Source organism: Solwaraspora sp. WMMA2056, assembly GCF_030345095.1.
Taxonomy (GTDB): Bacteria; Actinomycetota; Actinomycetes; order Mycobacteriales; family Micromonosporaceae; genus Micromonospora_E.
Genome location: NZ_CP128360.1, coordinates 2,449,678 through 2,462,578, shown reverse-complemented (window position 1 = coordinate 2,462,578; position 12,901 = coordinate 2,449,678). Strand labels below are relative to the sequence as shown.

Annotated in this window: 14 protein-coding genes; 1 reads left to right on the top strand and 13 read right to left on the bottom strand. The window is 70.4% G+C overall.

Going from position 1 to position 12,901, the window contains the following annotated elements; genetic code table 11:
• From O7608_RS11340 to prmC, 13 genes are all read right to left on the bottom strand, one after another.
• On the bottom strand, window positions 1-1,131 hold the full coding sequence (locus O7608_RS11340) for an LCP family protein (RefSeq protein ID WP_289209913.1): 1,131 nt from the start codon (window positions 1,129-1,131) through the stop codon (window positions 1-3).
• 166 nt (window positions 1,132-1,297) lie between these two features.
• On the bottom strand, window positions 1,298-2,752 hold the full coding sequence (atpD, locus tag O7608_RS11335) for a F0F1 ATP synthase subunit beta (RefSeq protein WP_289209912.1): 1,455 nt from the start codon (window positions 2,750-2,752) through the stop codon (window positions 1,298-1,300).
• Complete coding sequence (locus tag O7608_RS11330) at window positions 2,752-3,684, bottom strand: F0F1 ATP synthase subunit gamma (RefSeq protein WP_289209911.1); 933 nt, start codon at window positions 3,682-3,684, stop codon at window positions 2,752-2,754. Before O7608_RS11330 ends, atpD begins: the two co-directional genes overlap by 1 nt.
• 11 nt (window positions 3,685-3,695) lie before the next feature.
• On the bottom strand, window positions 3,696-5,342 hold the full coding sequence (gene atpA / locus O7608_RS11325; RefSeq protein WP_289209910.1) for a F0F1 ATP synthase subunit alpha: 1,647 nt from the start codon (window positions 5,340-5,342) through the stop codon (window positions 3,696-3,698).
• A gap of 56 nt (window positions 5,343-5,398) precedes the next feature.
• Window positions 5,399-6,223, bottom strand: coding sequence for a F0F1 ATP synthase subunit delta (locus O7608_RS11320; RefSeq protein WP_289209909.1), 825 nt, complete (start codon window positions 6,221-6,223; stop codon window positions 5,399-5,401).
• On the bottom strand, window positions 6,223-6,765 hold the full coding sequence (locus O7608_RS11315) for a F0F1 ATP synthase subunit B (RefSeq protein WP_282229070.1): 543 nt from the start codon (window positions 6,763-6,765) through the stop codon (window positions 6,223-6,225). Before O7608_RS11315 ends, O7608_RS11320 begins: the two co-directional genes overlap by 1 nt.
• 67 nt (window positions 6,766-6,832) lie before the next feature.
• On the bottom strand, window positions 6,833-7,042 hold the full coding sequence (gene atpE / locus O7608_RS11310) for an ATP synthase F0 subunit C (RefSeq protein ID WP_278171189.1): 210 nt from the start codon (window positions 7,040-7,042) through the stop codon (window positions 6,833-6,835).
• 111 nt (window positions 7,043-7,153) lie between these two features.
• A complete protein-coding gene (gene atpB, locus O7608_RS11305; RefSeq protein WP_278171190.1) occupies window positions 7,154-7,954 on the bottom strand; it encodes a F0F1 ATP synthase subunit A in 801 nt (266 codons plus the stop codon).
• Window positions 7,955-7,982: 28 nt separating this feature from the next.
• Window positions 7,983-8,114: a hypothetical protein gene (locus tag O7608_RS11300; RefSeq protein WP_282229072.1), complete on the bottom strand. Its 132-nt coding sequence runs from the start codon at window positions 8,112-8,114 to the stop codon at window positions 7,983-7,985.
• Between the two features lie 346 nt (window positions 8,115-8,460).
• Complete coding sequence (locus O7608_RS11295) at window positions 8,461-8,859, bottom strand: Cg1360 family ATP-synthase-associated protein (protein WP_289209908.1); 399 nt, start codon at window positions 8,857-8,859, stop codon at window positions 8,461-8,463.
• Between the two features lie 56 nt (window positions 8,860-8,915).
• The gene (locus O7608_RS11290) at window positions 8,916-9,533 is read right to left on the bottom strand and encodes an arsenate reductase/protein-tyrosine-phosphatase family protein (RefSeq protein ID WP_289209907.1); all 618 of its coding nucleotides are present in this window, start codon (window positions 9,531-9,533) and stop codon (window positions 8,916-8,918) included.
• The gene (locus O7608_RS11285) at window positions 9,534-10,178 is read right to left on the bottom strand and encodes an L-threonylcarbamoyladenylate synthase (protein WP_289210858.1); all 645 of its coding nucleotides are present in this window, start codon (window positions 10,176-10,178) and stop codon (window positions 9,534-9,536) included. It abuts the gene before it with no gap.
• Between the two features lie 90 nt (window positions 10,179-10,268).
• Window positions 10,269-11,207, bottom strand: a complete 939-nt coding sequence (gene prmC / locus O7608_RS11280; protein WP_421359616.1) for a peptide chain release factor N(5)-glutamine methyltransferase — start codon at window positions 11,205-11,207, stop codon at window positions 10,269-10,271.
• Between the two features lie 106 nt (window positions 11,208-11,313).
• Between prmC and O7608_RS11275 the strand changes: the two genes are divergently transcribed.
• Window positions 11,314-12,870: a GGDEF domain-containing protein gene (locus tag O7608_RS11275; protein WP_289209905.1), complete on the top strand. Its 1,557-nt coding sequence runs from the start codon at window positions 11,314-11,316 to the stop codon at window positions 12,868-12,870.
• The last annotated feature ends 31 nt before the right edge of the window (window positions 12,871-12,901 follow it).

The following is a 12,901-nucleotide window of genomic DNA, read 5'->3' as shown; positions in this document are numbered from 1 at the left end:
TCACTTTTCGCGATTGACCAGTTCAGGACGGGTTGCAACAAACTGGTCGAGAGTTCCGGCGCGCAGTGCCGCGAGGCAGTCGTCGGCATCGGTGGTGAACCGCTCGCCGAGATACTCGCCGTCGCCGCCGGTGACCGCGACACCCGGCAGGTCCAGCAGGACGATCCGGTCGCCCCGGATCTGCCGCAGCCCCATCGCGAAGTCGACGAGTGACCGGCCCCGGGTGTCCACGACCACGGCCGTGCCGGCGGCGTCCAGGACTGCGGTCAACCGGCCCGGATCGGTGACCAGGTCCCGGGTGACCACCTGTTCGGCGAGGGCCCGGACCAGTTGCCGCTGATGCCGCTGGCGGCCGTAGTCACCGTCGGGCAGGCTCTCCCGCTGCCGGACGTAGTCCAACGCCTGCCAGCCGGAGAGCAACCGCTCCCCCTGCCGGTACTCGGCCTGTGGACCGACGTAGCCCGAACCGTCCGGGTTCGCCGGGCGCGGCCGGCCGTCGGGTTGCCGATGCGCCGACCGCACGTCGGCGTCGATCCGCATCCGTACCCCACCGATCGCGTCCACCAGCCGCTCCAGCCCGGCGAAGTTCACGATGACACCGGCATCGAAACGGTCGACACCGGTACGGGCGGCGACAGTCGACGCGAGCAGTTGGAAACCGGACACGGGGTCCGGCTCCGCGCGACCCGGCACTCTGCTGCCGTACGCCATCGCCGCGTTGATCCGGTCGACCCCGCCGGGATAGTCGCTGACTCCGAACGCCGGGATGTCCACCAGCAGGTCGCGGGGCAGCGAGATCAGGTACGCCCGGTCCAGCCCCGCCGGCACGTGCACCAGCAGTACGGTGTCCGCCCGGGGCACCCGCTGCGGCTGGTCGGTCGGCCGGTCCACGCCGACCAGCAGCAGGTTCACCGGCCCGGTCAGCGGACCGTCCAGCGCGGCTGTTTCGCCGCCGTCGCCGAACAGGTCCGCCGTGGGCACCGACCTCGCGGCCCGGTCGACGACGGTCCGGCTGAGCACCACCACCGAGCCCGCCACCATGACCAACCCGACGAGCACGGCGAGCAGCGCGAGCCGTTCCGGCCGGCTCAGCCGCGATGGGCGTGTCCGTGTCCGATCCCGCTGCGCCATCGCCCCGACCCCCGTCCGCCGCAGAGCCGGTCGGGTACCCCTGGCCGGCAGACGCAAACGACCGACGGGGGAAACGCGACGGGCGCCGCACCGGATGTCCGGTGCGGCGCCCGTCGGGGTACCGCCGGGTCGGCCCTGCACTCCAGGCCGACGGCTGACGCCGTCGTCAGCCCTTCATCAGCTCGCGGGCGTTGCGCTCCAGGTCGTCCAGCCCACCGCACATGAAGAAGGCCTGCTCGGGGAAGTGGTCGTACTCCCCTTCGCTGATCTTGCGGAAGGCCTCGATGGTGTCCTTGACCGGCACGTAGGAACCCTTGATGCCGGTGAAGACCTCAGCCGCGAAGGTGTTCTGCGACAGGAACCGCTCGATCCGCCGGGCCCGGGAGACGGTGATCTTGTCTTCCTCGGAGAGCTCCTCCATACCGAGGATGGCGATGATGTCCTGCAGGTCCTTGTACTTCTGCAGGATCCGCTTCACCTCGGAGGCCACCGCGTAGTGCTCCTGGCCGACGAACTCCGGGGCGAGAATCCGCGACGAGGACGCCAGCGGGTCAACCGCCGGGTAGATGCCCTTGTCGGAGATGGACCGCTCCAGGTTGGTGGTGGCGTCCAGGTGGGCGAAGGTGGTGGCCGGCGCCGGGTCGGTGTAGTCGTCGGCGGGCACGTAGATCGCCTGCATCGAGGTGATCGCCTGGCCCCGGACCGAGGTGATCCGCTCCTGCAGCTCACCCATCTCGTCGGCCAGCGTGGGCTGGTAACCCACTGCGGACGGCATCCGGCCGAGCAGGGTGGAGACCTCGGAACCGGCCTGGGTGAACCGGAAGATGTTGTCGATGAACAGCAGCACTTCCTGCTTCTGCACGTCGCGGAAGTACTCCGCCATGGTCAGCGCGGCAAGCGCGACCCGCAACCGGGTGCCCGGCGGCTCGTCCATCTGGCCGTAGACCAGGGCGGTCTTGTCGATGACGCCGGACTCGGTCATCTCGTGGATCAGGTCGTTGCCCTCACGGGTCCGCTCGCCGACGCCGGCGAAGACCGACGTACCGCCGAAGTTGTTCGCGACCCGGATGATCATCTCCTGGATGAGCACCGTCTTGCCCACGCCGGCACCACCGAACAGGCCGATCTTGCCGCCCTTGACGTACGGGGCGAGCAGGTCGAGCACCTTGATGCCGGTCTCCAGCATCTCGGTCTTCGGCTCCAGGTCGGCGAAGGCCGGCGCCTTCTGGTGGATCGACCGGCGCTCGGTCACCTGCAGCGTCTCGCCCTCGGCGAGGTTGAGGCACTCACCGATGGTGTTGAACACCCGGCCCTTGATGCCGTCCCCGACCGGCACCGTGATCGGGGATCCGGTGTCCCGGACCTCCGCGCCACGGACCATGCCGTCGGTCGGCTGCATCGAGATGGCCCGGATCACGTTGTCGCCCAGGTGCTGGGCGACCTCGAGGGTCAGCGTCCGCTCGCCACCGGCGAGCGCGACGTCCACGTGCAGGGCGTTGAAGATCGCGGGCATCGCCTCGCGCGGGAACTCGGCGTCGACGACCGGGCCGATGACCCGGACCACGCGGCCGGTAGCCGTACTGGTCGCTCCGGTTGCCTGGGTTTCTACAGAGGCAGTCATCACACTTCACTTCCCGCCGCCGCGAGCGCGTTGGCGCCGCCGACGATCTCGCTGATCTCCTGGGTGATCCCGGCCTGACGCGCCGAGTTCATTAGCCGCGTGTACTTCTCGATCATTTCCTCGGCGTTGTCGGTGGCGCTCTTCATCGCCCGCCGCCGCGCCGCCGACTCACTCGCCGCCGATTCGACCAGCGCCGCGTAGATCCGGGTGTTGATGTACTTCGGCAGCAACGCGTCGAGCAGCGCCTCGGCGTTCGGCTCGAACTCGTACGCCGGCAGCACTCCCGCCGCGGCCTCCATCGGCCGGTCCTTGACCTCCATCGGGCCGAGGATGCGGGGCACCGGGGTCTGCGTCATCAGCGACTTGAACTCGGTGGAGACGATGTGCAACTCGTCCACCCCGAGCACCTGGTCGGCCCCGGCACCGTCGGTGTCGTCGGCACCACGCTGGAACGCCGCGATCAGCGTCTGACCGACCTCACGGGCGTCGGCGAAGTTGGGCTGCTCGGAGAAGCCGGTCCAGCTCGCCTCGATCGGCCGGTTGCGGAACCGGTAGTACGACACGCCCTTGCGGCCGATGACGTACAGCACCGGTTCCTTGCCGTCGGCCTTCAGCCGCGCGATCAGCGACTCGGCGGTCTTGATCGCGTTGGTGCTGTACCCACCGGCCAGACCCCGGTCGCTGGTGATCACCAGCACGCCGGCCCGCCGCACCTTCGCACGGGCGGTCAGCAGCGGGTGGTCGACCGAGGCGTTCGAGGCCAGCGCGGTGAGCACACCGGTGATCGCGTTGGCGTACGGCAGCGAGGCCGCCACCCGCGCCTGGGCCTTGGCGACCCGACTCGTCGCGACGAGCTCCATCGCCTTGGTGATCTTCTTCATCGACTTCGCCGAGCGGATCCGCTGGCGGAGTACCCGAACCTGCGCTGGCATCCGGAACCGCCTTACTCTTTCTCGGCGTCGGCGTCGGCCACGTACCGGGTGACGCTCTCGCGCTCCTGCTCGCCCTCCAGGGCCTCGGCCGGCGCCTCGTTGATCACCCGGGCCGGGTCCTTGGACAGGAACATCTGCTTGAACTTCTCGATCGCGTCGCTGAGCGTGGCGATGATCTCGTCGTCCCAGTTGTGCGCGGCGATCGAGTCCAAGGTGCCGGAGTGGGAGTGCCGCAGGTACTCCAGGAACTCCGACTCGAAGCGCCGGATCTCACCGACCGGGATGTCGTCGAGCTTGCCCTCGGTGCCGGCCCAGACCGAGACGACCTGCTCCTGCACCGGGAACGGCGAGTAGTTCGCCTGCTTGAGCAGCTCGACCAGGCGGGCACCACGGTCCAGCTGGTTACGCGACGCCTTGTCCAGGTCGGACGCGAGCGCGGAGAACGCCTCCAGCTCCCGGTACTGGGCCAGGTCCAGCCGCAGCCGGCCGGCGACCTTCTTCATCGGCTTGACCTGCGCGGCGCCACCGACCCGGGAGACCGAGGTACCGACGTTGATCGCCGGCCGCTGGCCCTGGTTGAACAGGTCGGTCTCCAGGAAGATCTGACCGTCGGTGATCGAGATGACGTTGGTCGGGATGAAGGCCGAGATGTCGTTGGCCTTGGTCTCGATGATCGGCAGGCCGGTCATCGAGCCGGCACCCAGCTCGTCGGAGAGCTTCGCGCACCGCTCCAGCAGCCGGGAGTGCAGGTAGAAGACGTCACCGGGGTACGCCTCACGGCCCGGCGGGCGACGCAGCAGCAGCGACACGGCCCGGTACGCCTCGGCCTGCTTGCTCAGGTCGTCGAAGACGATGAGCACGTGCTTGCCGGCGTACATCCAGTGCTGGCCGATCGACGAGCCGGTGTACGGCGCGATGTACTTGAAGCCGGCCGGGTCGGAGGCGGGCGAGGCGACGATGGTGGTGTACTCCATCGCGCCGTGCTCCTCCAGCACGCCCTTGATCGAGGCGATGGTGGAGGCCTTCTGTCCGATCGCCACGTAGATGCAGCGCACCTGCTTGGTCGGGTCGCCGGACTCCCAGTTGGCCCGCTGGTTGAGGATCGTGTCCAGCGCGACGGTGGTCTTGCCGGTCTTGCGGTCGCCGATGATCAGCTGACGCTGACCGCGACCGATCGGGGTCATCGCGTCGATGGCCTTGATACCGGTCTGCAGCGGCTCGTGCACCGACTGCCGGGCCATCACGTTCGGCGCCTGCAGCTCCAGCTCACGGAAGCCATCGTTGACGATGTCGCCGAGGCCGTCGATCGGCTCGCCGAGCGCGCTGACCACCCGGCCGAGGAACTTGTCGCCGACCGGTACGGAGAGCACCCGGCCGGTGCGCTTGACGCGCTGCCCCTCCTCGATGCCGGAGTAGTCGCCAAGCACGACCACACCGATGTCACGTACGTCGAGGTTCAGCGCCACGCCCAGCGTGCCGTCCTCGAATTCCAACAGTTCGTTCGCCATCGCGGAGGGCAGGCCCTCGACGTGGGCGATGCCGTCCCCGGCGTCCGCCACGGTGCCGACCTCTTCGCGAGACAGCTCCGGCGTGTAGGAGGAGACGTAGCGTTCTAGGGCACCACGGATCTCGTCCGACGAGATGGTCAGCTCGGCCATCCTCTGCTTCCTCTATGTCTAGTGGCCCGGATGAACCCGGAACGGCATGGACTGATTCAGCGCCCGGCGAGCGCCTTGCGGGTGTCGATGAGGCGGCGCCGCACGGTGCCGTCGTACAGGTCGGAGCCGATCCGTACGCTCATCCCGCCGAGTACGGCAGGGTCGACCGTCAACTTGACGGAGACCTCCCGACCGTACATTCCGGCCAGCGTGGCGCCCAACCGCTGCTCCTCGGCATCGGTCAGGGGGGCGGCGACCGTGACGTGCGCGACCTGCTGGTCGCGTCGGGCGGCGGCCATCTCGACCAGACGGTTCAGCCCGGCCCCGACGGACCGGCCACCGAAGCCACGGACAGCCTGCTCGGCCAGGCGCACCGTGGCCGGCAGCGCCTTGCCGGTGAGCAGCGTGTGCACCAGTTCGACCCGCCGGTCGGCGGGTACGGTGACGTCACCCACCACGGCACCCAGCTGCGGGTCACCGTCGATGATCTTGCCGAAGCGGAACAGCTCGTCCTCCACCTCGGCCAGCTCGCCGGCGGACTCGGCACCGGACAGCGCCGCGTCGACGCCGAGTCGTTCGGTGGCGTCGAGCAGCTCCGACGGCGCCGACCAGCGGGCCGCGACGACGGCGCTGAGCAGGTCGACACTGTCCGCGCCGACCTTGCCGTCGAGCAAGCCGCGCAGCAGCCCGATCCGGTCGTCGGCGGGGCGGGCCGGGTCGGCCAACGCCCGCCGCAGCCGGGGCTGACGGCGCAGCAGGTCGGCCACGGAAAGGATCTCGTCGGCCGTGCTGGCGACCGCCGCCGGCGTGGCACCGGCGACGTAGCCGACCAGTCGGCCGGTCACCGCCGCGTAGGACTCCCGGCTGGTGGCGGACTGCATCAGCGGGCTCCCGTGCTTTCCAGGTCGGCCAGGAACCGCTCGACGGTGCCCTTACGGCGGGCCTCGTCGGCGAGCGCGTCGCCGACGATCCGACCGGCCAGGTCGACCGCGAGCGTGCCGACCTCGGCACGCAGCTCCCGGACGATGGTCTGCCGCTCGGCGGCGAGCTGCTCCTTGCCGGCCGCGATGATCCGGTCGGACTCCTCCCGCGCCTTGGCGAGGATGTCCTGTCGGATGCCCTCGGCGTCGGCCCGGGCGTCGTCACGGATGCGGGCCGCGTCGGTACGCGCCTCGGCCAGCTGGGCCTTGTACTGCTCCAGCAGCTGGTTCGCCTCGGCCTGGGCGGCCTCGGCCCGCTTGATCCCGCCCTCGATCGCCTCGACCCGCGCCTGGTACATGGCTTCCATCCGCGGGAACACGAACTTCAGCAGGACGGCGACGAGCAGACCGAAGGCGATCAGACCGACGATGATCTCGGACAGCGGTGGGAGCAGGATGTTCCCGCCCTCTTCCGCGGCTATGTACGTGACTTCTTCGTACATGGACACTTCCCTTCGCCCGGACCGGCGCTCGCGCTGCCGGTCACCGAGTCAGACCTCGCCGGTCGTCTTAGAGTGCGAACGCGAGCACCAGACCGAGCAGGGCGAGCGCCTCGATCACGGCGAAGCCCATGAACATGTAGACCCGGGTCAGGCCGGCGCTCTCCGGCTGGCGGGCGGTCGCCTGGATGTAGGCGGCGAACACCAGACCGACGCCGATGCCGGGGCCCAGGGCGGCGATGCCGTAGCCGATGGCGTTCAGGTTGCCGGTGATCTCCATGGTTGTTTTCCTCCTGCGTTGAACGCGTGTCCATCACGCGCACGTTTAGGTGAATGTTCAGTTGTCGCCCGCGTGACGCACTGCGGACGTGTGCCGATCAGGGGGCCGGGATCAGTGCGACTCGGCCAGGGAGTGCTGCAGGTAGGTCGCGCTGAGCAGGGTGAACACGTAGGCCTGGAGGATCATGATGCCGAACTCGAAGAAGGTCATCACGATCGCCATGCCCCAGCTCAGGACGGCGATGGGCTTGATGAACAGACTGTCGGCCTGGAACAGCGCCACGCCACCGAGGACGAAGACCAGCAGGATCATGTGGCCGGCGAACATGTTCGCGAAGAGCCGGACTGCCAGCGTGACGGGCCGCAGAATCAGGTTCGAGACGAACTCGATCGGCACCAGGATCGGCTGCACCCACAGCGGCGCGCCGGAGACCCAGCAGGAGTGCTTGATGTAGCCGACGAAGCCCCACTTGGCGATGCCGTGCCCGATGTACATCAGCCAGCTGATCACCGCGAGCACCATCGGGAAGGCGATGTGCGACATCGGCGAGATCTGGGCGAACGGAACGATGCCCCAGAGATTGTTGAGCAGGATGAAGCAGAACAGCACCGTGAGGTACGGCGCGAACCGCACGCCGTCCTTGCCGATCACGTCCCGGGCGATGTTGTCGCGCACCATGCCGTACACCGACTCGGCCAGCCACTGGCCCTTGGTCGGCACCAGCTTCGGGCTGCGGTACGTCACCAGGAAGAAGATCATCACCAGCGCGGCGGCGATCCAGAGCAGCAGCGTGATCTTGGTGAAGGCGGCCGCCCAGGCGGTACCGTCCAGCCCCGGGATCAGGCTGCGAAAGTCGAAGGCATCCACGCCGGGAGGGAACTCCGCGGCGAGAACGGTCGGCTGCTCAATCAACGCGCATCCTCCGTCGGTCGGGCCTGGTTCACGCGCCCAGCTTCTTAACGGTCAGGTAGACCCCGGCCGCCGTCCCGCCGATCAGCCCGATCAGCAGCCCGACGTTGGGCAGGTCCAGCCAACGGTCGACGAGCCACCCCGCCCCGCCCCACACAGCCATCCCGCCGAGTAGGTAGCCGAGCGCGGCGAACCCCGTGTCGGCCCCCGAGGGACCTGCGGGTTCAGAAGGTGGTTCACCGGCCATGACGCCGGAAACATATCAGGGCAACGATGGAGGCTGTGCGTCACCCCCCGCACAACCCTCGTTGTGTGGGCGACCCGGTGGCACCTCAGATGGGAGCACACGGTACTCCTCTTCCGGGCCCGCCGGTATCCACTCCCCGCAGCACGCCTGTCACGGCGTGGCACGAACCTGCCGATCGTACCGATATTTGCCGACAAATCCGTGAAATACCCTCGACGATGGCGGTACGTGGACCAGGCTTCCTCGGGCGACGGCGCGACGGTCAGCGCGGGTCGATCTCGACGTACGGGATCCGGGCCCGCCACGTCCACCACACCTGGGCGGTGATCCACGCGACAGTGCCGACGATGATCGCCACCGCGAGCATCCGCTGCCCGGCCCAGTCCGACGCCGCCACCGCGAACACCGCCGCGCCCAGGACCGCGAACTTCAGGCTGTACGTGAGCAGCCCCACACTGAGCACCATCCGGGGATGCACCGAGTCCGCCCAGGCCAGCGCCAACGACGACGCCACGTAGCTGACCACCACCAGCAGCACCCCGGCGGCCGCCCCGAGCGCACCCGGCGCACCGTCGAGGCCGGCACCGACGGCGGTCAGCACCGCCAGCAGCACCGCCGACACCAGCAACGGCACCGGCAGGTGCCGCAGCCGTACGGCCATCACCGCCGCACCCCGCGGACCGGCACGTCCACTCCGATCGCCTCCGTCCGACGGGCTCAGGGCAGCAGCGCCACGCTCAGCGCCCCCACCGTCTCCTCGATCTCGTCGGCGACCCGCGCGAAGGTGTGGTCGCCCCGCCCCCACGGATCGTCCAGATCGTCACCAGGCTGTGGACCGGCGTCGTCGCGCACGGCGGCGACCGCCGCCACCAACGCCACACCCCGCGCGTACACCGCCTCCGGGTTCGGCGCGACGGCCGGCAGCGCCGTGACATCCACCGCCGGCAGCAGCCGACCGAACTCGCCGAGCACGAAGGTGCGGTCGGCGGCGTCCGGCCGCAGCGCCACGACGTACTCCAACTGGTCGGCGGTGGCGGTGAGGATCAGGTCGGCGGCGTCGATCTGATCGGACCGCAGCTTGCGGGCGGCGAACCCGTCGGTGTCACCACCTCGGCCGATCACCTGGCGGGCGGCCGGCGGGTTCATCTCCTCGCCGGCGTGCCAGCCGCCGGTGCCGGCGCTGTGGCTGTGCAGCAGCTCCTCCACCGCCGACGTCCCGGCCGTCGGCGGCAACCGGTCGAGCCGTTCGGCGACCGCGAGCACCAGCAGGCGTTCGGCCATCGGCGACCGACAGATGTTGCCCATGCAGACGTGGAGAACGGTGAACGGCGGCACTCAGGACTCCGTACCGATGATGTCCGGCACCACGTCACGCAGCTTCTCGATCGGCAGCGCGCCGGCCCGTACCACCCGGGGGGTGTCCCCGGTGAGGTCGACGATGGTGCTCGGCACCGGGTCCGGACACGGCCCCGCCTCCAGGTAGGCCCGTACCGAGTAGCCGAGCTGATCGCGGGCCTCGGCGGCGGTCACCGCCGGCGGCCGACCGGTCTTGTTCGCCGACGACACCGCCATCGGGCCGGTCTCCCGCAGCACCTCCAGCGCCACCGGGTGCAGTGGCATCCGGACCGCGACCGTGCCGTTGGTCTCGCCCAGATCCCAGTTCAGGCTCGGCGCGTGCTCCACGATCATCGTCAACGCCCCCGGCCAGAAGGCGTCGGCGAGGTCCCGGGCGGTCTGCGGCAGGATCAGCACCAGACCGTCGAGGGTGTGCCGGGAGCCGACCAGCACCGGCGGCGGCATCTGCCGGTCCCGGCCCTTGGCGTTGAGCAACGCGGTGACCGCGTACGAAGTGAAGGCGTCGGCACCGACCCCGTACACCGTGTCGGTGGGCAACACGACCAGCTCGCCGTTCTTGACCGCCTCGATCGCCGCGGCGATACCTTTGTCGCGGTCGGCGGCGGACCGGCAGTCATAGAGCATCACGGTGAGCCAGTCTGCCACGTGCCCGCAGCCTGATCCGCACCGATCAGCCCGTACCGGCGGTCGCCCCGGCCAGCAGCGCCGGCCGTCTCAGCCCGTACCGGCGGTCGGCGCCGCCCGACGGGCCGTGCCGAACCGGGGTCGACCGGCCAGGTCCCGGTGCCCGGTCACGTCGACGAACCGCCGATCGGCGGCGATCAGCGCGCCGACCGCGGCCGCGTGGCTGTCGTCGTGTTCGACGGCGAACAGGCCGCCGGCGCGCAGCAGCGTGGCTGCCAACCCCACCACCGGACGGATCACCGCCAACCCGTCCGGGCCGCCGAAGACGGCCTCCGCCGGATCGTGTCCGGCGACCTCCGGCGGCACCGGGGTGGCCTCCGGCACGTACGGCGGATTGCAGACGACCACGTCCACCCGGCCGGTCAGCTCGGCGAGCAGCCCAGGGTCGGTGACGTCACCGCCCACCACCTCGATCGGCCGGTCCCCGGCCGCCGCTTGCGTCGCGGCGTTGCGGCGCAACCACGCCAGCGCGGCGGTGGACCGCTCCACCGCGACCACCCGCGCTCCCGGCACCTCGTGAGCCACCGCGAGCGCCACCGCGCCGCTGCCGCTGCAGAGGTCGACGACGGTCGGGGCGTCACCGGCCGGGGCGTCGACGGCCGGGGCGCGCACCGCGTCGACGACCATGCCGGCGAGCACCTCGGTCTCCGGCCGGGGAACGAACACCCCGGGACCCACCGCGAGCTCCAGATAACGAAACGGTGCCGATCCGGTGAGATGCTGCACCGGCTCCCGGGCCACCCGCCGGGACACCAGCTCATCGAAGCGGGCCTCGTCGATGGGAGTGAAGCCGCTGCTCAGCGCCAGTCGGCTGCGGGTGGTTCCCAGCACCGAGGCGGCGATCAGCTCCGCGTCCACCCGGGCGGACGGCACCCCGGCGGCGGCCAGCCGGGCGGTCGCAGCGGTCAACACCGTCGAAATCGGCCGTCGATCCGGGATCCCGGAGGTGTTTTCTGACAAGCGGTTCACGACATAATCATGGAGCGTCCACCCGGACGTCCGTGACAGCGGTCCACGGAACGTCCCCGGTGTGCGTCGCGCGCCAGGTTCCAGCGGGCCCCCAGGGAGGTTGTGCGTGGGTTGGGTCGACCGGCTCACCGACCAGGCCGAGGCCCTGATGCAGGCCCGGACACTGATGGAGAGCAGCCGATCGGCTGAAGCCTGCGTCGCCTTCGAGCAGGTGATCCGCACCAGCGACGATCCGTACGTGCGGGCCGACGCCCTGGTGCAGCGCCTCTCCGCGCTGCTGAACCTGGGCCGTTCCGCCGAGTACGCGGCGGCGGTGGACCACGCCTTCGAGGCCGCCCGCGACATCGCCGAGCCCTACCTGCACGGCCACCTGCACGCCCTGGCCGCGCTGGCCGCCCACCACCAGGGTGCGTTCGACCGGTGCGTGACGCACCTGGTGCAGGCCTCCCGGGCGTTGGGCACGGCGCCGGACGTAGACCGGGAGACCGCCTGGGGCTGGCACGACCTGGCGATGGCCTACTCCTACCTGAGCTTCCACGGACACGCGTTGAGCGCGATCGAGCGCGCCCGCCAACTCGGCAACGCCACCGGCATCGCCGAGGAGACCTTCGCCGCGCCGGCCATCAGGCTGCGCAACGCGGTCGCACTGGACCATCACGGCGACACCGACGGCTGTCTGCGGGTGCTCCGGGACATCGGCACCGACCTGGTCAAGTTCGTCACCACCGGGCGGACCCACCTGCTGCGGCCGAGCAGCCGGGTGGCGTACGGGTACGCCCTGGCCCGGCTGGCGGCGCTCGGCGAGCCGGCCCGGCTGCCCGCCGGCGCGCCCGAGGCCACCCGCCTGATGATCGACGGCGGGGACAGCGCCCGCGCCCGGGACCTGCGGCAGCTCGGCGCGGTCTGCCTGGCGATCGCCGCCGACCGGTCGGCGGAGGCGTTGACCCGGCTGGACACGGCGATGGTGTCGGCCGAGACGCTCGGCGCGGCCGAGTCCGCCCGGCTGCGCAGCGTCGCGTACACCCGCTGTGGCGACCACGTGGCGGCGCACGACGCCGACCGGTACGCGTTCCGCCTGGCCAACCGCCGCAACGACCGGCTCCGCGACATGTACGTCGACGGCATCGCCGCCCGGCTCGACCACGAGGAGATGCGCCGCACCACGGCGCAGTACACCGCGGAGGCGCTCACCGATCCGCTGACCGGGCTGGCCAACCGCCGCCAACTCGACCGGTACGTGTCGGACCTGGCCGGCCGCGCCGACCGGGCCATGGTGATGATCTGCGACCTCGACGGCTTCAAGTCGGTGAACACCGTGCACGGTCACCACTCCGGGGACCTGGTGCTGCAGCGCGTCGCCGGGGTGATCAACCGGGTGATGCGTCGGGGTGACTTCGTGGCCCGCTTCGGCGGTGACGAGTTCGTCGTGGTGCTGCCGGGTGCCGGCCGGGTCGAGGCCGCCGAGGTGGCCCGGCGGATCACCGAGGCGGTGGCCGGCGAGGAGTGGGAGTCGCTGGTGCCGGGCACCCCGGTCGGGGTCAGTGTCGGTTGGGCCGAGGTCGACGGGACCGGGCCGGCGCTGCGGGACGCACTCAGCCGCGCCTTCGACGTCGCCACCAGACAGATGCGCGCCACCCGCCAGCACCCGCATCCGCTCCGTTGAAAGCCCGGCAGGCACCCGCTCCGGGACCGGC